At 73.3% G+C, this 20752-nt stretch carries 20 protein-coding genes; 16 read left to right on the plus strand and 4 right to left on the minus strand.

Going from position 1 to position 20752, the window contains the following annotated elements:
- Positions 1 to 37 precede the first annotated feature (37 nt).
- The 3 genes from IE275_RS32790 to IE275_RS32800 all read left to right on the plus strand — a co-directional run bounded on the left by IE275_RS32790 (position 38) and on the right by IE275_RS32800 (position 2392).
- Positions 38 to 676, plus strand: a complete 639-nt coding sequence (locus IE275_RS32790; protein WP_189715921.1) for a GntR family transcriptional regulator — start codon at positions 38 to 40, stop codon at positions 674 to 676.
- 14 nt (positions 677 to 690) lie between these two features.
- Complete coding sequence (locus IE275_RS32795; protein WP_189715923.1) at positions 691 to 1713, plus strand: 1-aminocyclopropane-1-carboxylate deaminase; 1023 nt, start codon at positions 691 to 693, stop codon at positions 1711 to 1713.
- 112 nt (positions 1714 to 1825) lie between these two features.
- A complete protein-coding gene (locus tag IE275_RS32800) occupies positions 1826 to 2392 on the plus strand; it encodes a TetR/AcrR family transcriptional regulator (protein ID WP_189715925.1) in 567 nt (188 codons plus the stop codon).
- A 106-nt stretch (positions 2393 to 2498) separates the two neighbouring features.
- Here IE275_RS32800 and IE275_RS32805 read toward each other — a convergent pair whose 3' ends face one another.
- The 3 genes from IE275_RS32805 to IE275_RS32815 form a co-directional block, all read right to left on the minus strand.
- The gene (locus tag IE275_RS32805) at positions 2499 to 3677 is read right to left on the minus strand and encodes a TerD family protein (RefSeq protein WP_189716176.1); all 1179 of its coding nucleotides are present in this window, start codon (positions 3675 to 3677) and stop codon (positions 2499 to 2501) included.
- Positions 3678 to 3772: 95 nt separating this feature from the next.
- Entirely contained in the window at positions 3773 to 4543 is a 771-nt protein-coding gene (locus IE275_RS32810) for a DeoR/GlpR family DNA-binding transcription regulator (protein WP_189715927.1), read from the minus strand.
- Between the two features lie 150 nt (positions 4544 to 4693).
- On the minus strand, positions 4694 to 5518 hold the full coding sequence (locus IE275_RS32815; RefSeq protein WP_189715929.1) for an NAD-dependent epimerase/dehydratase family protein: 825 nt from the start codon (positions 5516 to 5518) through the stop codon (positions 4694 to 4696).
- A 263-nt stretch (positions 5519 to 5781) separates the two neighbouring features.
- On the opposite strand from IE275_RS32815, the gene IE275_RS32820 reads away from it, so the two are divergent.
- On the plus strand, positions 5782 to 6723 hold the full coding sequence (locus IE275_RS32820; RefSeq protein ID WP_189715931.1) for a 5-dehydro-4-deoxyglucarate dehydratase: 942 nt from the start codon (positions 5782 to 5784) through the stop codon (positions 6721 to 6723).
- Positions 6720 to 7886 carry a hypothetical protein gene (locus IE275_RS32825; protein ID WP_189715932.1) on the plus strand — a complete coding sequence of 389 codons (1167 nt, stop codon included), beginning with the start codon at positions 6720 to 6722 and terminating at the stop codon, positions 7884 to 7886. The genes IE275_RS32820 and IE275_RS32825 overlap by 4 nt, the downstream gene beginning before the upstream one ends.
- Here IE275_RS32825 and IE275_RS32830 read toward each other — a convergent pair.
- Positions 7823 to 9055, minus strand: coding sequence for an MFS transporter (locus IE275_RS32830; protein WP_189715933.1), 1233 nt, complete (start codon positions 9053 to 9055; stop codon positions 7823 to 7825). The genes IE275_RS32825 and IE275_RS32830 overlap by 64 nt on opposite strands.
- A gap of 123 nt (positions 9056 to 9178) precedes the next feature.
- Here IE275_RS32830 and IE275_RS32835 point away from each other — a divergent pair, with 123 nt between their 5' ends.
- The 11 genes from IE275_RS32835 (at position 9179) to IE275_RS32885 (ending at position 20733) form a co-directional block, all read left to right on the plus strand.
- On the plus strand, positions 9179 to 9790 hold the full coding sequence (locus IE275_RS32835) for a TIGR03086 family metal-binding protein (protein ID WP_189715934.1): 612 nt from the start codon (positions 9179 to 9181) through the stop codon (positions 9788 to 9790).
- Positions 9791 to 10341: 551 nt separating this feature from the next.
- Positions 10342 to 11103, plus strand: a complete 762-nt coding sequence (locus tag IE275_RS32840) for an MBL fold metallo-hydrolase (RefSeq protein WP_189715935.1) — start codon at positions 10342 to 10344, stop codon at positions 11101 to 11103.
- Positions 11104 to 11285: 182 nt separating this feature from the next.
- Positions 11286 to 11954 (plus strand): GntR family transcriptional regulator, encoded by a 669-nt coding sequence (locus IE275_RS32845; RefSeq protein ID WP_189715936.1) that lies wholly within the window; start codon positions 11286 to 11288, stop codon positions 11952 to 11954.
- On the plus strand, positions 11951 to 12862 hold the full coding sequence (locus IE275_RS32850) for a dihydrodipicolinate synthase family protein (protein WP_189715938.1): 912 nt from the start codon (positions 11951 to 11953) through the stop codon (positions 12860 to 12862). Before IE275_RS32845 ends, IE275_RS32850 begins: the two co-directional genes overlap by 4 nt.
- On the plus strand, positions 12859 to 14721 hold the full coding sequence (araD, locus tag IE275_RS32855) for an L-arabinonate dehydratase (RefSeq protein ID WP_229870781.1): 1863 nt from the start codon (positions 12859 to 12861) through the stop codon (positions 14719 to 14721). The genes IE275_RS32850 and araD overlap by 4 nt, the downstream gene beginning before the upstream one ends.
- Before the next feature lie 197 nt (positions 14722 to 14918).
- Positions 14919 to 15854, plus strand: a complete 936-nt coding sequence (locus IE275_RS32860) for a carbohydrate ABC transporter permease (RefSeq protein ID WP_189715939.1) — start codon at positions 14919 to 14921, stop codon at positions 15852 to 15854.
- Positions 15851 to 16750, plus strand: coding sequence for a carbohydrate ABC transporter permease (locus IE275_RS32865; protein ID WP_189715940.1), 900 nt, complete (start codon positions 15851 to 15853; stop codon positions 16748 to 16750). Before IE275_RS32860 ends, IE275_RS32865 begins: the two co-directional genes overlap by 4 nt.
- Positions 16747 to 17151 (plus strand): hypothetical protein, encoded by a 405-nt coding sequence (locus IE275_RS47120; RefSeq protein WP_308435721.1) that lies wholly within the window; start codon positions 16747 to 16749, stop codon positions 17149 to 17151. The genes IE275_RS32865 and IE275_RS47120 overlap by 4 nt, the downstream gene beginning before the upstream one ends.
- The gene (locus tag IE275_RS32875; RefSeq protein WP_189715941.1) at positions 17148 to 18344 is read left to right on the plus strand and encodes a Gfo/Idh/MocA family protein; all 1197 of its coding nucleotides are present in this window, start codon (positions 17148 to 17150) and stop codon (positions 18342 to 18344) included. Before IE275_RS47120 ends, IE275_RS32875 begins: the two co-directional genes overlap by 4 nt.
- Complete coding sequence (locus IE275_RS32880) at positions 18344 to 19234, plus strand: DUF6807 domain-containing protein (protein WP_189715942.1); 891 nt, start codon at positions 18344 to 18346, stop codon at positions 19232 to 19234. The genes IE275_RS32875 and IE275_RS32880 overlap by 1 nt, the downstream gene beginning before the upstream one ends.
- Complete coding sequence (locus IE275_RS32885) at positions 19231 to 20733, plus strand: glycoside hydrolase family 43 protein (RefSeq protein ID WP_189715943.1); 1503 nt, start codon at positions 19231 to 19233, stop codon at positions 20731 to 20733. Before IE275_RS32880 ends, IE275_RS32885 begins: the two co-directional genes overlap by 4 nt.
- The last annotated feature ends 19 nt before the right edge of the window (positions 20734 to 20752 follow it).

Raw genomic sequence — 20752 nt, forward strand, 5'->3', positions numbered from 1 at the left:
TGCCCGCGGAGCGAACTGACATCTAACATTTCAGTTCATGGAGGCCGTGCCACGTACCTTGCTCAGGGACCGCGCCTATGCCGCGATCCGGGACGCCATCGTGACCGGGGCGATCGAGCCCGGCGCCGTGGTGCGGGACGCCGATCTCGCCGAGCGGCTCGGGCTGTCCCGGGCGCCGGTGCGGGAGGCGTTCGCCCGGCTGGTGGACGAGGGGCTGCTGGAGAGCAAGCCGCAGAGCTACACACGGGTGACGCCGGTCGTCGCCGCCGACGTACGGGACGCGGCGGCCGTGGTCGGCGCCCTGCACGAGCTGGCCACCCGGGCCGCGGTGCCCCGGCTGTTCGCGGCGGACGTCGAGGGGATGCGCGCGGCCAACGAGCGGTTCGCCGCGGCCGTGGCCGCCGGGGACGTGGACGCCGCCCTGCGCGCCGACGACGAACTGCACGACGTCCTCGTCCGGGCCGCCGCCAACCGCGCGGCCGCCGCCACCATCGCCCGCTACACCCCTCTCATCCGGCGGCTGGAGCGACGGCGCTTCGGCGAGGGCGGCACCTGTCGCTCGGCCGGGCTGCACGGACGGCTGATCGAGGCGTGCGCCGGCGGTGACGTGGACGAGGCGGTCCGGGTCACGGCGGAGATCTGGCGCACCCTGGCCGACCTGGCCGACACCGACTGAGCCAAGGAGGCTCCATGTCCCGCTCCCTCTCCTCGTACGAGCGCTACCCCCTGCTCTTCGGCCCCTCGCCGGTCCACCCGATGCAGCGGCTCACCGCGCACCTCGGCGGCGCCGCCCTGTGGGCCAAGCGGGAGGACTGCAACTCCGGGATCGCGTACGGCGGCAACAAGACCCGCAAGCTGGAGTACCTGGTCGCCGACGCGCTCGCGCAGGGCTGCGACACGCTCGTCTCGATCGGCGGGGTGCAGTCCAACCACACCCGCCAGGTCGCCGCCGTCGCCGCCCGCGCCGGGATGAAGTGCGTGCTGGTGCAGGAGAGCTGGGTGGAGTGGCCCGACTCCGTGTACGACAAGGTCGGCAACATCCTGATCAGCCGGCTCGCCGGCGCCGATGTACGGCTGGTGCGGGCCGGGTTCGGGATCGGGTTCAAGGAGAGCTGGGAGCAGGCGCTGCGCGAGGTCGAGGAGTCGGGCGGCAAGCCGTACGCCATCCCCGCCGGGGCCTCCGACCATCCGCTGGGCGGGCTCGGGTTCGCCGGGTGGGCGTACGAGGTCGTCGAGCAGGAGCGCGAACTGGGCGTCTTCTTCGACACCGTGATCGTGTGCTCGGTGACCGGTTCGACGCAGGCCGGCATGGTCGCCGGGTTCGCGGCGCTGGAGGAGGCGGGCGGCCGGCCCCGGCGCGTGATCGGCATCGACGCCTCCGCGAAGCCCACCGAGACCCGGGAGCAGATCGCCCGCATCGCCGACCGTACCGGCCGGCTCATCGGCGTCGAGAGCGAGCTGACGGTCGACGACATCGAGCTGGACGAGCGCTACCACGCGGGTGTCTACGGCGTCCCGGACGACACCACCCTGGAGGCGATGCGGCTCGCCGCCCGGACCGAGGGCATGGTCACCGACCCCGTCTACGAGGGGAAGTCGATGGCCGGACTCGTCGACCTGGTCGCACGAGGTGAGATCGACGCCGCGTCCACGGTGCTGTACGCGCACCTGGGCGGGCAGCCGGCGCTGAACGCGTACAGCGCGGTGATCTGAGCCGGAGATCGCGATCCGTTGACGAGATCTGGCTTCTCCGGGCGAACTGGTGGAGCATGCGGGCAGCACAGCCCGCAGGGACGAGCGTCCCCGGTTCGCAAGGAGTGACGGGATGACGCAGGTCAGGCCCATGCGCGCGGATGCCCGCCGCAACTATGAGCGGTTGCTGACGGCTGCCGCCGAGGCCTTCGGCGAGCATGGGGAGGGCGCCTCCCTCGACGACATCGCCAAGCGGGCGGGGGTCGGCTCCGGCACCCTGTACCGGCACTTTCCGACCAGGCGGGCGCTGCTGGAGGCGGCCTACCTCGACCGGATCGAGGCGCTGGCCGCGCGGGCCGACGTCCTGAGGGCGGAGCTGCCGGCGGGCGAGGCACTGGTGGCGTGGCTCGACGAGCTGTGCGTCGGCACGATCGAGGTGCGGGGCATGAAGTCGCTGCTGGGGTCCGCCGTGACGGACGGGGGCGGAGCGGCGGCGACGGCGTGCGGGACCCGGATGACGGGCGCGGCGGCACGGCTGGTCGACGCGGCCCAGCGCACGGGGGTGCTGCGGGGCGATGTCGACGCCGTCGACGTGCTGCGGCTGGCGCACGGCGTGGCCACGGCGTCGGAACTGGGCCAGGGCGACGTGACGCTGATCCGGCGGTATGTGGGACTGCTGATGGAGGGACTGCGGGCCTAGCGCTGCCAAGGTGGCTCGCAGCTGCGGAGCTCGGTGGTCCGCAGCCACGGAGCTCGGGGGTCCGTGGCTGCGGAGCACGCGTGCCCGGGGGCGGGCGGAGGTGTGGTCAGAGCGCCTGCGCGGCCGGCTTCACCATGTTGCGGACCGTCCTGGCCTTGACGAACTCTCCCATCGCCGTCATCTCCCATTCGCCCGAGAACTGACGGATCAGCTTGGCCATCATCACGCCGGTCTGGGGTTCGGCGCCGGTGAGGTCGAAGCGGACCAGTTCCTCGTCCGTGGTGGCGTCGAGAAGACGGCAGTAGGCCTTGGCGACCTCGGTGAACTTCTGTCCGGAGAAGGAGTTCACGGTGAAGACCAGGCCGCTGACCTCCTGCGGGAGACGGCCGAGGTCCACGACGATCACCTCGTCGTCGCCCCCGCCCTCGCCGGTGAGGTTGTCCCCGGAGTGCTTGATCGCGCCGCCCACGATGGACAGCTTGCCGAAGTAGCAGCTGTCGATGTGATTGCGCTGGGGACCGTAGGCGATGACGGACGCGTCCAGGTCGATGTCCCGGCCGCCGTACGCGGGCTCCCAGCCGAGGCCCATCTTGACCTGGGACAGCAGCGGGCGGCCACCCTTGACGAGGGACACGGTCTGGTTCTTCTGGAGGCTGACGCGGCCCTTGTCCAGGTTGATCTTCCCGGTGCCGGGGGCGGGCGGGGGCGGCGTCTGGGGCATCGGCGGGGCGGCCGGGGCCGCCGCCTGCGCCGCGGGCGCGGGGGCGGCCACCGGAGCGGCGGGCGCGGCCGGCTCCTCCACCGTCACCCCGAAGTCCGTCGCGATGCCGGCCAGGCCGTTGGCGTAGCCCTGGCCGACCGCCCGGGCCTTCCAGGCGCCGTTGCGCAGGTAGATCTCCACGACCACCAGGGCGGTCTCGGCGCCGAGCTGCGGGGGTGTGAAGGTGGCCAGGACGCTGTTGTCGTCGGCGCCGCGGATGGTGGCCGTCGGTTCGACGCCCTGGAAGGACTGACCCGCGGCGTCCGGGCTCGCGGTGACGACGATCTTCTCGATGCCCGCGGGGACCGCGGCCGTGTCGACGGTGATCGCGTCCGGCGCCGTACCGCCGCCGGAGCGGTACGTCACGCCGGGGCCGGCGGGCTGGTTGTAGAAGATGAAGTCGTCGTCGGAGCGCACCTTGCCGTCGGCGGTGAGCAGCAGGCCCGAAACGTCGAGCCGCACGGGGGCGGAGACGTCCACCGTCACGCGGGTGACGGGGAGAGGGATGTTCGAGCCGGGGGTCATAGCTGTCATGCCGGGTGAACGAACGAGACCACTTTGCCGTTCCCTTACCTGCGCCCGAATGGGGCGGGCGTGGGTAAGGGCCGGCGCCGGGGCGGTCAGACGCGGATGACCTGGGGTCCGAGCAGGGAGTAGCGGTGGGCCTCGGCCGAGGGGAGCAGGGTGCTGGTCACGATCGCCTCCAGCGCGCCGATGTCGGCGAACCGGCAGAAGCTGACCGCGCCGAACTTGGTGTGCACGCCCGCGAAGACCACCCGCCGGGAGGCCCGTACGGCCTGCGCCTTCACCTCGCCCACGGCCGGGTCGGGCGTGGTCAGGCCGTGTTCGCGGGAGATGCCGTTGGCGCCGATGTAGGCGAGGTCGACGACGAAGCCGGCCAGCATCTTCGTCGTCCAGTGGTCGACCGTGGCCAGGGTTCCGGAGCGGACCCGGCCGCCGAGGAGCAGCACGGAGACGTTCTCGGCGCCGGCGAGCGCGCCCGCCACGGGCAGGGACGCGGTGACCACGGTCAGCGGCCGGCCGGCGGGCAGTGCCTCGGCGATGAGCTGCGGGGTGAAGCCCTCGTCGACGAAGACCGTCTCGGCGTCCCCGAGCAGTCCGGCGGCCGCGGCGGCGATCCGGCGTTTCTCGGGGACGTGGCTGGTGGCGCGGAAGGCGAGCGTGGTCTCGAAACCGGCGCTCTCCACGGGGTAGGCGCCGCCGTGCGTGCGGCGCACCAGGCCGTGGTCCTCCAGGGCGCGCAGATCCCGTCGTACGGTCTCCCGGGCCACGCCCAGTTCGGCGGCGAGCACGGCGACGTCCACCGAGCCGGTGGCGCGTGCGGCGTGCACGATCGCGCGCTGGCGTTCCTCCGCCGTTCTCGGGGGCATCTGCGCACCTCGCTTCCTCGCCCGTTCGGGCCCGGTGGGGCCCATGGGGGAAGTCTTGCAGCGGGTGCGCGGCGGTGACCAGGCCTGTTCCGGGCCCGGTGCTGCCCGGTCGGGTCCGTTCGGATGCCCGTCCGCGCCGCTCCGGGGCCGTCAGTACGGCCAGATCGGCGGGTCGCTGACGAAGTGGCCGCCCAGGTGGGCGTGCGCGATGTTCTCCGGGTCCAGCTCGCCGTGCTCGGCGATCAGCTTCTCGGCGTACGGCTCGGAGTCGTCCTGCGGCTCGTAGCCGAGCGCGCGTGCCGACGACAGGTCCCACCACAGGCGGGTGTTGGCGGAGGAGCCGTGGACGACGGTGTGTCCGACGTTCTCGGCGGTCAGGGCCGCGTGCAGGAGGCGGGCGCCGTCGGCCGGGCTCATCCACACCGACAGCATCCGCACGCTGGTGGGTTCGGCGAAGCAGGAGCCGATGCGCACCGACACCGTCTCCAGACCGTGCTTGTCCCAGTAGAGCTGGGCGAGGTCCTCGCCGAAGGACTTGGACAGGCCGTAGAAGGTGTCCGGGCGGTGCGGGGTGTCGACCGGGATCAGCACGCTCGGATCAAGAGGCGTGTCGCCCTGGGGCCGGGGGGTGAAGCCGACCGCGTGGTTGGAGGAGGCGAAGACGATCCGTCCGACGCCTTCCTCACGGGCGGCCTCGTACAGGTGGTAGGTGCCTTCGATGTTGGCCTTGAGGATCTTCTCGAAGGGGGCTTCCAGGGAGATGCCCGCGAGGTGGATGATCGCGTCGACGCCCCGGACCGCCTCCCGGACGGCCTCCCGGTCGGCGAGGTCCGCGGTGATCGCGTCCGGCTCGCCCTCGACCGGGCGCAGGTCGAACAGGCGCAGCTCGTAGCCGTACGCGGGGAGCAGCTCTCGCATCAGGGTGCCGAGGCCGCCGGCGGCGCCGGTGAGCAGGACGGTGCGGGGAGCGGGCATCCTCGGGTCTCCTTGGAGTCGACGGCCGGACCGTCGGCCGTGTGCACGGATGCGTGCACGGCCGCATCCATGGACGCTATTCACATGCATGGACACGCTAGGGATCTCCCGCGCCCCTCGTCAAGTGTGCCGGGGACCTGGCAGTTCCGCTCGTAAGGTGCCGCGTCCGAGCTTGACCGGGGCAGAAAGGGCTTCATAGGGTGAGCCTGTTCAGAAATGTGGACACCGGTCAGATGAACGCACGCGTCGTCCTAGGGAGAGCCGTGACGTCAGCCCCGCTCGCCGCCCGCCTCCAGGTCCCCAGCGGACCGCTGTTCTTCCCCGTCACGGCCTACGGACCCGACGGCTCCCTCGACCTCGACACCTACCGCGCGCACGTCCGCGGCGGGGTCGAGGCCGGCGCGGCGGCGGTCTTCGCCTGCTGCGGCACCGGGGAGTTCCACGCGCTGACACCGGAGGAGTTCGAGGCCTGCGTACGGGCCGCGGTGGCGGAGACCGCCGGCCGGGTGCCGGTCGTGGCGGGTGCCGGCTACGGGACCGCCCTCGCCGTGCGCTACGCGCGGCTCGCCGAGGCCGCCGGGGCGGACGGACTCCTCGCGATGCCGCCGTACCTGGTCGTCGCCGCCCAGGAGGGCCTGCTGCGGCACTACCGCGAGCTGGCCGCCGCGACCTCCCTGCCGGTGATCGTCTACCAGCGCGACAACGCCGTTTTCACCCCGGAGACCGTCGTCGGACTCGCCCGGACCGAGGGGATCGTCGGCCTCAAGGACGGCCTCGGCGACCTCGACCTGATGCAGCGGATCGTCAGCGCCGTGCGCACCGAGGTCCCCGGCGACTTCCTCTACTTCAACGGCCTGCCGACCGCCGAGCAGACCCAGCTCGCCTACCGCGCGCTCGGCGTCACGCTCTACTCCTCCGCCGTGTTCTGCTTCGCCCCCGAGATCGCCCTCGCCTTCCACCGGGCGCTCGCCACCGGCGACGACACCACCGTCCACCGCCTCCTCGACGGCTTCTACCGGCCGTTCGTCGAACTGCGGGCCCAGGGTCGCGGGTACGCCGTGGCCCTCGTCAAGGCCGGCGTCCGGCTGCGCGGGCTCGATGTGGGCGAAGTCCGCCCGCCGCTGAGCGAACCGAGCGAGGATCACGTCAAACAGCTCGCTCAGCTGATCGAGCGCGGCCACGCGCTCCTGGAGGAGGCACGGTGAAGGCGTCGGCGTTCGTCTACCCCTGGGACGTCAACGGCGATCCCGCGGCCCCGGCCAGGATCGCCGGCCTCGGCGTGGAGCAGGTGACGCTCGCCGCCGCCTACCACTCCACCCGCGCCCTCACCCCCCGCCACCCGCGCCACCGCATCGTCACCGCCGAGCACGCGGCCGTGCTGTACCCGACGGACGACCGCTGGGAGGGCCGGCAGCTGCGCCCGTACGCGGCCGGCGACTGGGCCCCGGGCGACGCCTACGGCGAGGCCGCCGCCGCGCTCGCCGAGGCCGGTCTCGAGGTGCACACCTGGGTGGTCCTCGCGCACAACTCCCGACTGGGAGCCGAACACCCGGACACCTCCGTCGTCAACGCCCACGGCGACCGCTACCCCTGGGCGCCGTGCATCGCGCAGCCCGCCACCCGCGCGTACCTCGTCGACCTCGCCGCCGAGGCCGCCGTGCGCCCCGGCGCGCGCGGCACCGAACTGGAGTCCCTCGGCTGGTACGGCCTCCAGCACCTGCACGCCCACGACAAGACCGGCGGGGTCGGCCTCGGCGACGCCGCGACGTACCTGATGGCCCTCTGCTTCTGCCCGGCCTGCCGGGCCGGGTACGGCGAGCAGGGCCTGGACGCCGACGTGCTCGCCGCCGCCGTACGGGACGCGCTGGAGCCGGTGTGGCGGGGGGCGACGGACGGCGGGGGAGGCTGGGCCGGCGTCGAGAAGCTGCTGGGGGCGGAGGGTGCGGCGGCCACGCGCGCGTGGCGCGACACCACCGCCCGCACGCTCCAGGAGACGGCGGTCCGGGCGGTCCGGGCGGCCGCCCCGGAGGGCTTCCAGGTGCTGCTGCACGCCGACCCCGTGACGCACCACGTCGGCGCCAACCCGGGGGTCGACCCCGCGCACATCCTGTCCGTCGCCGACGGGGTCGTGGTGCCGTGCGCGGGCGGGCCCGGCCTGCTGACGCCCTTCGCCGAGCAGGGACGGGACGGCGCGGTCCTCGCCGCCAACCTCGGCGTGGTGTCAGGGATGGGCGGCAGCCCGGGGACGCTCGCGTCGGACACGGCCCGCGCGCGGGAGCGGGGGGCCACGGAGATCCGGCTGTATCACGCGGGGTTGGCGTCGGACGGGGACCTCGCGGCCGTACGGGAGGCGCTGGCCGCGCGCTGAGCGAGCGGCACGGTCGCCGCCAGCAGCCCCAGACCGCCGAGGAGCAGCAGCGGCGGCAGCTTCACCGCATCGACCAGGCCCGCCCCGGCCGCCAGCCCGATCACGTTCGGTGCGAACAGCAGGGTGTCGGCGGTGCCGCTCACCCGGCCCAGCAGCGGCCCCGGCGCCTCCTGCTGCACGGCCGTCAGCGCGGCGATCAGCACACAGGGCAGCCCCGCCCCGATCGCCGCGCCGCACACCAGCGCCACCGCGTCGAGGGGGATCGCGCGGGCGGCGACCGCGACGGCCGTGAGGGCGATCCCGCACGCGGCGAACCGGCGCTCCCCCAGCCGCCGCAGCGCGGGCCCCGAGACCAGCCCGACCGCGACCGAACCGGCGCCCTGCGCGGCGTACAGCGCGCCGGTGTACGCGGGGGAGTGGCCGAGGCGCTCGACGACCGCGTAGATCAGCGCCCCGTTGAACCCGGCGCACAGCATGACCGCACCGCCCGCCAGGACCAGCGGGCGCAGCCGGGGATGCCCCCACAGGAAGCGGGTGCCCTCCGCGGTCCGCTCCCGCAGACCGAGCGCCGACGGCGCCGGCCGTTCCTCACGCACCCGCAGGCACGCGTACAGCCCCGCCGCGCACACGAAGCTCGCCGCGTCCAGCAGGGCCACGCTGGGGCCGCCGTACGCCGCGTAGACGCCGGCGCCGGCCAGGGGGGCGAGCAGCTTCATGCCCTCGACGGCCGTGGTGCGCAGCCCGTTGAAGTCGCCGAGCAGCTCCGGGGCCACGGCGGCGGCGACGAGCGCGGACTTGGCCGCCTCGTGCACGACGGCGGCGGCGCCGTACAGGAACAGCACGGTGAGCAGCAGCCACAGCCGGCCGGGGGAGTCGACGGTGACCAGGGTGGGCAGCAGGGCCGCCGGGAGCAGGTTGAGCGCGATCATCAGGGGGCGGCGGCGGGTCAGGTCGGCGAGGGTGCCCAGGGCCGGGCCGGCCAGGGTGGGGGCCCACAGGGCGAGCACGCACAGCGCCGCGAGGCCGTTCGAGCCGGTGAGGTCCTTGACCCACACACCGGAGGCCAGCCACAGCGCGGAGGTGCCGAACCCGGAGACCACCAGGGCGGCCAGGCAGAGCGCCGCGTCCCGGTCCCGCAGGACGCGCACCACGGTCCAATTCGGTGTCATGCCAGGTCATCATGGGTCTGAGGCGGGGGCCGCGGCATCGGGCATCCGCCCTATCCGTGGACCCGGCGCGCTCCGTCCCGCGCCCGTGCGATGAGTTTCCGGGCCGCCGCCGGTCCACCTCATATGACCGACACCGACACCACGACCCTTCTCGACCTCGGACCGCAGACCCGGATCCTGGCGCGCCTCGCGGACGGCGTGCGCGAGGACCGGCTCACGGACGGCACCCCCTGCCCCGCGTACGCCGTGCGCAACCTGCTCGGCCATCTGTCCGGCCTCGCCCTCGCCTTCCGTGACGCCGGCCGCAAGGACCTGGGCGTCACCACCGACACCAGCCCGCAGACGGCCCTGCCGGACATCGGGCCCGGCTGGCGCGCGGAACTGCCCGTACTCCTCGACGAACTCGCCGCCGCCTGGCGCGACCCGGCCGCCTGGACCGGCATGACCCGCGCGGGCGGCGTCGACCTGCCCGGCGCGGTCGCCGGTGCCGTCGCCGTCGACGAACTGGTCGTTCACGGCTGGGACCTGGCCCGGGCCACCGGCCAGACGTACGCGCCGGACCCGGCCGCGCTGCGGGCGTGCCACGACTTCCTGCTGGCGTCCGTCGACGACCCCGGCCGCGGCAGCATCTTCGGGCCCGTCGTCCCGGTGCCGGCGGACGCGCCGCTGCTCGACCGGGCGATCGGGCTGAGCGGGCGCGACCCGGGCTGGACGCCCGGTCCGCGGACCCCGTGAGCGGGCCCGCCGGTCTGTGGACCCCGTGAGCGGGCCCCGTCGTTCCGCGGGCCCCGTGAGTGGGCCCGCCGGTCCGCGGACCCTGCGAGTGGGCCCGTCGTTCCGCGGACCCCGTGAGCGGGCCCGTCGTCCCGATGCCGCCCCGCGTGCCGCTGCCCGAGCGGGCGGTCGGGCAGCGCGGCCACGACCCCGGGCCGGACGCCACGGCTGGGGACGCCGTGGGTCCGGCCCGGCCGGAACCCGGGCCGGACGTTCCGCTCGCGGACCCCGTGAGTCCGGCGGGGGCCGGTGAGTCCGGGCGGGGGCCGGTGAGTCCGGGCGGGGCCCGGTGAGCCCGGCAGGGTCGGCGAGTCCGGCAGGGGCCGGTGAGTCGGGGCGGACCCCGTGAGTCCGGCAGGGACCCGCGAGCCCGGCAGGGGCCGGTGAGTCCGGCAGGGACCCGTGAGCCCGGCGGGGCGAGCGGGCCAGCCGCCGTACACGACCCGGTCGGCCGGGCGTAGACCGGCGTAATCACGGCGCGTCCGGCAGGGGCGAAACGTACGCTCCCCACCATGCCCCTCAGCCTCACCGTCCTCGGTACCGCCTCCCCGCACCCCGGTCCCGGCCGTCCCTGCTCCGGCTATCTGCTGCGCGGGGCGGGGGCCGAGGTGTGGGTGGACGCGGGACCGGGAACGTTCGCGGAGTTGCAGCGGCACACGGATCCGGAGCGGCTCACGGCCATCTGGATCTCCCATCTCCACGCCGACCACAGCGCCGATCTCCTCGCCGCCGCCTACGCGTTCGCCTTCGGCGGGCTCACCCCGCCGGTCCCGGTCCCGGTGTACGCGCCCCTGGACTGCGCCCGGCGCCTCGCGGGCTTCTTCGGGCGTCCCGACGTACGGTTCCTCAGCGGCGTCTTCGACTTCCGCGCCCTACATGACGGCCACACCGTCCGGCACTGGAACCTGCGGCTCACCTCCCGCGCGGTCACCCACGACACCGAGGCCTACGGGCTGCGCGCCGAGTGCCAGGGCAGCGTTCTCGCCTACTCGGGGGACAGCGGGCCGTGCGACGCGCTCACCGAACTCGCCTCCGGGGCGGATCTGTTCCTGTGCGAGGCCGACATCGACAGCCATCGCGAGAGCGAAGGGTCGCAAGCGGTGCATCTGACCCCGGAGGACGCCGGTGACGCGGCCCGCAAGGCGGGCGTGCGCGAACTGTTCGTCACCCATGTCGGACCCACGCTCACCCGCGAGGCGGCGACCGCCCGCGCCGCGGCGGCCTTCGGCGGGCCGACCCGCACGGCACGCGAGGGCGAGACCATCCCCCTCTGACCGCGCGCACGCCCCGTCCGGCCGTGTCCCGCCCGGCGCCGCGGGCGCAGTAATCACGACTTCCTCTGTCAGAAGCATTGACGAAACACAGGCGCCCTCCTACCTTCAACCGCGTCGTACTTCGTACGTCATATATGAGACGCGATACGTGAGATCCGATACGTGAGATCCGAGAGGCGCGCATGACCTCTGTGCCCACGCCGATCCCCTCCCGCACGCAGTACGTGCTGGAGGAGATCAAACGCCGCATCCTCACCGGGCGGCTGACGCCGGGTCAGGCCCTGGTGGAGACCGAGCTGGCCGCGCAGTTCGGGGTGTCCAAGACCCCGGTGCGCGAGGCGCTCAAGACCCTGGCCGGCACCGGACTGGTCGTCATGAGCCAGTACAAGGGCGTCACGGTGCGCATGGTGGACGCGGACATGGCGCGCGAGGTCTACGACGTGCGGCTGCTCCTCGAACCCGAGGCGCTCAAGCGGGCCGTCCGCCGCGGTGCCTCCCTCGACGCGGCCCGGGACGCGCTGACCCGGGCCGACGACGCGACCGACACCGCCGAACGCTCCCTGGCCAACCGGGAGTTCCACCGCGCCCTGTACCTGCCGTGCGGCAACCCGCTGCTCGGCCGGATGCTCGACGAGGTCCGCGACCAGGCCGCCCTGGTCTCCGCCGTCGCCTGGGCCGCCTCGCCCTCCTGGGAGCGGGAGGCCGGTGAGCACCGGGAGATCCTGCGGCTCGCCCTGGCCGGCGACGCGGACGGCGCGGCCCGCGCCCTGCACGCCCACATCGCGTCCTTCGTGCACCGGGCGTTCCCCGAGACCGCCACGGAGAACCAGACAGAGGAAGGTCAGGAATGAGCAGCGTGGCGTTCGAGACCCAGCGTGCGGCCCTGGCCGACGTGGTGGCCATCCCGGTGACCCCGTTCGCCGAGGACGGCACCGTCGACGGGGCCGCCCACCGGGCCCTGCTGCGCCGGCTGCTCGACGGCGGGATCACCACCCTCACCCCGAACGGCAACACCGGCGAGTTCTACGCCCTCACCCCCGAGGAGCGCCGCCTGGTCACGGAGCTGACCGTCGACGAGGCCGGCGGCCGGGCGGTGATCCTGGTCGGCGTCGGGCACGACGTGCCCACCGCCGTCGCCTCCGCCCGGCACGCCCGGGAGCTGGGCGCCCGGATGGTGATGGTCCACCAGCCCGTCCACCCCTATGTCTCGCAGCGCGGCTGGGTCGACTACCACCGGGCCATCGCCGAGTCCGTGCCCGAGCTGGGCGTCGTCCCGTACATCCGCAACGCGCAGCTGCACGGCGAGCGGCTCGCCGAACTCGCCGACGTCTGCCCCAACGTCATCGGCGTGAAGTACGCCGTCCCGGACGCCTCCCGCTTCGCCGGCTTCGCGCGGGACGCCGGCCTGGAGCGCTTCGTCTGGGTCGCCGGTCTTGCCGAGCCCTACGCCCCCTCCTACTTCTCCGCGGGTGCCACCGGCTTCACCTCGGGGCTGGTGAACGTCGCCCCGGCCGTTTCGCTGAACATGATCGAAGCGCTTCGATCGGGGGACTATCCAGGGGCGATGAAGGTCTGGGAGCAGATCCGCCGCTTCGAGGAGCTGCGGGCCGCGAACGGCTCCGCCAACAATGTCACCGTCGTCAAGGAAGCCCTTGCCTCCCTTGGGCTGTGCCGCCGAGACGTCCGCCCGCCGAGCAGACGGCTGCCCGAGGACGAGCGCGCCGAGGTCGCCGCCATCGCCGCCGGATGGTCCATATGAAGCGCTTCGACGAAGATGCCGACGGCACGCAGTCCGGCCGCACCGCCGGCCCCGACCGTGCCGGCTCCGACCGTGCTGGCTCCGACCGTGCCGGCTCCGGCCGCCCCGATTCGGGCCGCCCCGATTCGGGCCGCCCGGTGAGGCGTCCCGAGGACCTCCGGAGCCACCAGTGGTACGGCACCGACGGTCTGCGCTCCTTCAGCCACCGCGCCCGCACCCGCCAGCTCGGCTATCTCCCCGAGGAGCACCTCGGCAAGCCGGTCGTCGCGATCCTCAACACCTGGTCCGACATCAACCCCTGTCATGTGCATCTTCGCGATCGTGCCCAGGCGGTCAAGCGGGGCGTGTGGCAGGCGGGCGGCTTCCCCCTGGAGTTCCCGGTCTCCACGCTCAGCGAGACCTTCCAGAAGCCGACCCCGATGCTCTACCGCAACCTGCTCGCCATGGAGACCGAGGAGCTGCTGCGCTCCTACCCGGTCGACGGGGCCGTCCTGATGGGCGGCTGCGACAAGACCACCCCCGCGCTGCTCATGGGCGCGGCCAGCGTCGACCTGCCGACCGTGTTCGTGCCGGCCGGGCCCATGCTGCCGGGCCATTGGCGCAACGAGGTCCTCGGCTCCGGCACCGACATGTGGAAGTACTGGGACGACAAGCGTGCCGGCCTCATCGGCGACTGCGAGCTGGCCGAGCTGGAGAACGGCCTCGCCCGCTCACCGGGGCACTGCATGACGATGGGTACGGCGTCCACGCTGACCGCCGCCGCCGAGGCGCTCGGCGTCACGGTCCCGGGCGCGTCGAGCATCCCGGCCGTCGACTCCGGGCACGACCGGATGGCGGCCGCCGCGGGGATCGCGATCGTCGGACTGGTCCACCGCGACCGCAGGCTCTCCGACATCCTCACCCGTGATGCCTTCGAGGACGCGGTGACGACCGTGCTCGGCCTCGGCGGCTCGACCAACGCCGTGATCCATCTGATCGCGATGGCCGGGCGCGCGGGCGTCACGCTCACCCTCGACGACTTCGACCGCATCGCCCGCACGGTCCCCGTCCTCGCCAACGTCCGCCCCGGCGGCCAGAAGTACCTCATGGAGGACTTCCACTTCGCCGGCGGCCTGCCCGGCTTCCTCTCCCGGATCCCGGACCTGCTCCACCTGGACCGGCCGACCGTCTCGTACGACACCCTGCGCGAGCAGCTCGCCCCGGCCCGGGTGCACCACGACGACGTCATCAGGCCCCGGGACAACCCGGTCGCGAGCGAGGGCGGAGTCGCCGTGCTGCGCGGCAACCTCTGCCCGGACGGCGCCGTCATCAAGCACATCGCCGCCGAACCGCACCTGCTCAAGCACACCGGACCCGCGGTCGTCTTCGACGACTACCGGACCATGCAGCGGACCATCAACGACCCGGAACTGGGCATCACCGCCGACAGCGTGCTGGTGCTGCGCAACGCGGGGCCCAAGGGCGGGCCGGGCATGCCCGAGTACGGCATGCTCCCCCTGCCCGACCATCTGCTCAGGCAGGGCGTGCGGGACATGGTCCGGATCTCCGACGCCCGGATGAGCGGGACGAGCTACGGCACGTGCGTGCTGCACGTGGCGCCGGAGTCGTACATCGGCGGCCCGCTGGCCCTCGTGCGCACCGGGGACGTGATCACCCTGGACGTCGAGGCCCGCAGCCTCCATCTCCACGTGGACGACGCGGAGCTGGAGCGGCGCAGGGCGGCCTGGACCCCGCCGCCCACCCGCTACGAGCGCGGCTACGGCGCGCTCTACAACGAGCAGATCACCCAGGCCGACACCGGCTGCGACTTCGAGTTCCTGGCCCGCCCGGGCAAGGTCGCCGACCCGTACGCGGGCTGAACCACCGCACCACCCCAGGCACGGCCAAGAACGCGCCACGCACACCGAGAAAGCGCTTCCCGCACGACGCGCGACGCCTGTACGACGCACCGAGCACAACCCACGACGCACCAAGCACGACGCACGACGCACCAAGCACGACGCACGACGCACCAAGCACGACGCACGCACGACGTAACCGAGAACGGAGAACAGTCATGGCCCAAGCCGCAGCCGTGGCGAAAGCGCCCGCGCCACCCCGGCGGCGCCGTGCCTCCGCCACGCCCCGCAGGCTTCCGTACCTGCTGATCGCGCCGGCGGCCCTGCTGATGGTGGGCTTCATCGCCTACCCGGTGATCAGCGTCTTCTACTACAGCCTCCAGAACTACAACCCCACCAAGCCCTGGCGGAACGGATACGCGGGCTTCGACAACTTCGTCCACGCCTTCACCGACGACCCGCAGTTCTGGGACACGCTGACCTTCAGCGCCCAGTGGGTCTTCGTCGAGGTCGGGTTGCAGCTGCTGTTCGGTCTGGCGCTGGCGCTGATCGTCAACCAGACCTTCGTCGGACGGGCGTTGGGCCGCGCCCTCGTCTTCTCCCCGTGGGCCGTCTCCGGCGTACTGACGTCGGTGATCTGGGTACTGCTCTACAACTCCCAGACCGGCATCACCCGATACCTCGCGGACGTGGGCATCGGCTCCTACGGCACCAGCTGGCTGTCGGACACCGCCACCGTCTTCCCGGCGGCGATCGTCGCCGACCTGTGGCGTGGTGTCCCCTTCTTCGCGATCCTCATCCTCGCCGACCTCCAGTCCGTCTCGAAGGACCTGTACGAGGCCGCCGAGGTCGACGGGGCGAGCCGGCTGAAGCAGTTCTGGCACATCACCCTGCCCCATCTGAAGGACGCCATCGTCCTGTCCACGCTGCTGCGCGCGGTGTGGGAGTTCAACAACGTCGACCTGCTCTACACGCTGACCAACGGCGGCCCGGCGGGGGAGACCACCACCCTGCCGCTCTACATCGCCAACACGTCCGTCGACGCCCACAACTTCGGTTACGCGTCCGCTCTCACCACGGTGGCGTTCGTGATCCTGCTCGTCTGCTCGATGGTCTATCTGCGGCTCAGCAAGTTCGGAGGTGAAGGCAAGTGATCACCAAGGAGGCCACCGAGGTCGCGCCCGCTCCCGCGCCCGTGACGCCCGCGGCCGAGCAGCGGCCGCGCAGGAAGCAGCGGGCCTGGGACGAGGCTCCCCGCTGGCAGATCTACGTCCCGCTGTCGATCTACCTGCTCTTCACCCTGATCCCGTTCTACTGGATCCTGCTCTTCGCGCTCCGCCGGCCGGGCTCCACCTCGCTGGTGCCCTGGCCGATGACCTTCGAGCACTTCGAGAAGGTCTGGAACGACCGTGACTTCGGCGTCTACTTCCAGAACAGCGTGCTCACCGGCCTCGCCACCCTGGTGCTCACCACCGTCGTCGCGCTGGCCGGCGGCTATGCCCTCGCCCGCTTCGACTTCAGGATCAAGCGCGGCTTCATGATCGCCCTGCTGTGCACCCAGTTCGTGCCGGGCGCGCTGCTCCTGGTCCCGCTCTTCCAGATCTTCGCCGAGCTGAAGATGATCAACTCCCTGGCGAGTGTGATCATCGCCGAGACGGTCTTCCAGCTGCCCCTGTCGATGATCCTGATCAGCGGCTTCATCAGGAACGTGCCGTACTCCCTGGAGGAGGCCGCCTGGGTCGACGGCTGCAACCGGTTCACGGCGTTCCGGATCGTGGTCCTGCCGCTGCTGCGGCCCGGACTGATCGCCGTCGGCTCCTTCGCCTTCGTGCACGCCTGGAACCACTTCCTGTTCGCCCTGATGTTCCTGTCCGACCAGAGCAAGCAGACGATCCCGGTCGGCCTCAACACCCTGATGAGCTCGGACAGCGTCGACCTGGGGGCCCTGGCCGCGGGCGGCATCATCGCCGCCGTCCCGGTCGTGATCGTCTTCGCCTTCATCCAGAAGTGGCTGATCACCGGCTTCAGCGCGGGGGCGGTGAAGGGATGAGCCTCCGCCGCCCCACCGCCATCGGCACCGCGCTCGCGCCGCTCCGCGTCCCCACGCACGCCGAGGCACGCGGCATCGGCCGCGACCCGCTCGCCCCGGACGACGGCCGGGCGGCGTACGGCACCGGCTTCGGCACCGGCTCGGGCTTCGGCACCGGCTCCGGCTTCGGCACCGGCTCGGGCTTCGGCACCGGCACTGGCTTCGGCACCGGTTCCGGCTTCGGCACCGCCACTGGCACCACCGGAGGCGCCGCCGCCGACGAGGACGCCGGCGACAGCGACAGCGGGCGTGATCTCACGGCCGGCGTCGGCCGGACACCTACCCTGCACGCAACGATCGACAGCGCCGCGGTGGCCGACCGCGAGCCGGCACGCGGCGCGGGCGCAGGGAGGATCCCATGAGCACAGCCGTCCCGACGGGCACCGCGTTCCCGACGACCACCGCGGTCCCCCTCGTCCTGGCGGGCGCCCGCGGCCACGGCCGCTGGCACCTGGAGAACATTCGCCGGCTCCAGGACAAGGGCATCGTGCGGCTGGCGGGCATCTGCGAGCTGACCCCGCTGACCCCCGCCGAGATCCCCGAGGGCCTGGGCACACCCGAGCAGTCCGCCGACTTCGGCGCGCTCCTCGACTCCACCGGCGCCCGGATCGCGGTCGTCTGCACCCCGATCCCGACCCACACCGACCTGGCCCTGACGGCGGCCGCACGCGGTGTGCACCTCCTCCTGGAGAAGCCGCCCGCCCCGTCCTACGCCGAGTTCCGCCGGATGGCCGACGGGGTCGCCGAGGCGGGCGTCGTCTGCCAGATCGGCTTCCAGTCGCTGGGCTCGCACGCCGTCCCCGCGATCCGCGAGCTGATCGCGCAGGGGGCGGTCGGCGAGATCGCCGGGGTCGGCGGCGCCGGGGCCTGGGCGCGCCCGGAGTCCTACTACCGGCGGGCACCCTGGGCGGGCAAGCGGCGGCTGAACGGCGTCGACGTGATCGACGGCGCCCTCACCAACCCGCTTGCCCACGCCGTCGCCACCGCCCTCGCCCTCGCCGGGGCCACCCGTGCCGAGGACGTCACCGGCATCGAGACCGAGCTGGCGCACGCCAACGCCATCGAGTCCGACGACACCTCCTGCGTCCGGATCACCACCGCCGGCGGCCGTCCGGTCGTGGTGGCCGCGACCCTGTGCGCCGAGGACCCCGACGACCCGTACGTCGTGGTGCACGGCGACCGGGGCCGGATCACCTACTGGTACAAGCAGGACCGTGTCCTGCTCCAGCGCGCCGGCCACGGCCCCGAGGAGCTGGAGTACGGCCGTACCGACCTGCTGGAGAACCTGGTCGAGCACCTCGCCGACGGCACCGCGCTGCTGGTCCCGCCGGCCGCGACCGAGGCGTTCATGCGGGTCGTCGAGGCGATCCGGACCGCCCCCGACCCGGTGACCCTGCCCGACGACGCCTGGCACCTGCTGCCCGGCGAGGACCGCAGGGTCGTCCCCGGCATCGACGGACTCGTCGCCGCCGCCGCCGACACGCTCGCCCTCTACTCCGAACTGGGCGCCACCTGGGCGCTCACGACCGCGCATCCGAAAGAGGTGAGCACCTGATGGCGGTACCGGCATCCGACTCCCCGGTCGTCCTGCGCGTCGCGGGCCGCCCGGTCGCCCGCTACGCCACCCGGCCCGAGCTGCCCGCCCGGCTCTCCCCGCGCCCCTATCTGCACCCCGTCACCACCCTGGCCGGCACGGCGGTCACCGAGCTGACCCCGCCCGACCACCTCCACCACCTCGGCGTCGGTGTGGCCGTACCCGACGTCGAGGGGTACAACTTCTGGGGCGGCCGCACCTACGTCCGTGACCGGGGCCCGACCGAGCTGGACAACCACGGCGCCCAGCGGCACCACTCCTTCCAGCTCCGCGACCCCGACGGGTTCGTGGAGGAGCTGCGCTGGGTCGCCGCCGGGACCGAGCTGCTGCGCGAGCGCCGTACCGTCGCGGCCACCGAACTGACCGGGACCGCCTGGGCCCTGGACTTCACCTTCTCCCTCACCAACGTCACCCCCGAGCCGCTGTCCCTCGGCAGCCCGGCGACGAACGGACGCCCCGGCGCGGCCTACGGCGGCTTCTTCTGGCGGGCCCGGAAGGAGAGCGCGGCGCCCCAGGTCTTCACCGCCCGCAGCGAGGGCGAGTCCGAGGTCCACGGCCGCCCCGCCGACTGGCTCGCCCTGGCCGGATGGGGGTCCCCCCGCTCGAGCGGAGCCGAGAGTGGGGGAGGCTGGACGCTCGTCCTCGCGGGCGCCACCGACGCCACCCGCCGCGACCCCTGGTTCGTGCGCACCGCCGAGTACCCCGGCGTCGGCTCCTCGCTGGCCTCGGCGGAGCGGCTGCCGATCCCGCCCGGCGAGACCGCCGTACGCCGGATCGTCACCGTCGTCGCCGACGGCCGGCTGGGCCGCGACGAGGCGGCGGCCCTGGTCCGGAAGGCGGTCGGCCAGTGACGTACCGCAACCCGGTGCTCGACGCCGACTGGTCCGACCCGGACGTGGTCCGCGTCGGCGACGACTTCTATCTCACCGCCTCCAGCTTCTCCCGCGCGCCCGGCCTGCCGCTGCTGCACTCGCGGGACCTGGTGAACTGGACCCTGGTCGGTCACGCCCTCGAACGCCTGGAACCGGCGGCCGAGTTCAGGACCCCCCGGCACGACTGCGGTGTCTGGGCCCCTTCGCTGCGCCACCACGACGACCGCTTCTGGATCTTCTGGGGCGACCCCGACCAGGGCGTCTTCCAGGTCAACGCGCCCGCGATCAGGGGACCGTGGACCCGGCCGCACCTGGTGAAGGAGGGCAAGGGGCTCATCGACCCGTGCCCCCTGTGGGACGACGAGACCGGCGAGGCGTATCTCGTCCACGCCTGGGCGAAGTCCCGCGCGGGCGTCAAGAACCGGCTCACCGGCCACCGGATGCACCCCGCCGGCACCTCGGTCCTCGACGAGGGCAAGGTGATCGTGGACGGGGACCGCATCCCCGGCTGGTTCACCCTCGAAGGGCCCAAGCTCTACCGGCACGACGGCTGGTTCTGGATCCTCGCCCCCGCCGGGGGAGTGGAGACCGGCTGGCAGGGCGCCTTCCGGGCCCGGGACTTCTTCGGCCCCTACGAGGAGCGGATCGTCCTGGAGCAGAGGGACACCGAGGTCAACGGCCCCCACCAGGGCGGCTGGGTGCGCACCCCGTCCGGCGAGGACTGGTTCCTGCACTTCCAGCAGCGCGGCGCGTACGGCCGGGTCGTCCACCTCCAGCCGATGCGCTGGGACGACGTGGAGGGCTGGCCGGTGATCGGCGACGAGGGCGCGCCCGTACGGGAGCACCGGCTTCCGGACCTGCCGCCGCAGCCGCCCGCCGCTCCCGCCACCGACGACGACTTCCCCGGCGGACGCTTCGGCCGTCAGTGGCAGTGGACCGCCAACCCCCAGGTCGGCTGGGCCACCCAGCACTCCGGCGACGGCCTGCGCCTGGCCTGTGTCCGGACGGCGGACGCGCACGACCTGCGTCGGCTGCCGCACGTCCTCACCCAGCGGCTCCCGGGCGTCCCGTCCGCCGTGGAGGTGGAGCTGACCCTGCACGGCGAGGAACCGGGCGCCCGCGCCGGACTCGCGGTCCTCGGCGACGCGTTCTCCTGGATCGGGCTGCAACGCGGGAGCGACGGGGACGTCCACCTCGTGCACCGCTTCGCCGAGCCGGTCGCCGAAGAGGAACGCGACGCCGACCACCCCCGGCCCGCCCCCGGGGGACGGGCCCGGCTGCGCATCGAGATCGGCGCGGGCGCACGCTGCCGTTTCGCGTACGACGTCGGCGACGGCCTGCGCCCCTCCGGTCCCGTGTTCACCGCCACGCCCTGGCGCTGGGTCGGCGCCCTGCTCGGTCTCTTCGCGCTCGCCCCCGCGGGACCGGGGCACGCCGGGGCGGCCTCGTTCGACGCGTTCCGCATCAGCCCGCTCTGATCCGCTTTTCCCGTACGCC

Origin of the sequence: Streptomyces phaeofaciens, assembly GCF_014648915.1 — a bacterium.
Lineage (GTDB): Bacteria > Actinomycetota > Actinomycetes > Streptomycetales > Streptomycetaceae > Streptomyces > Streptomyces phaeofaciens.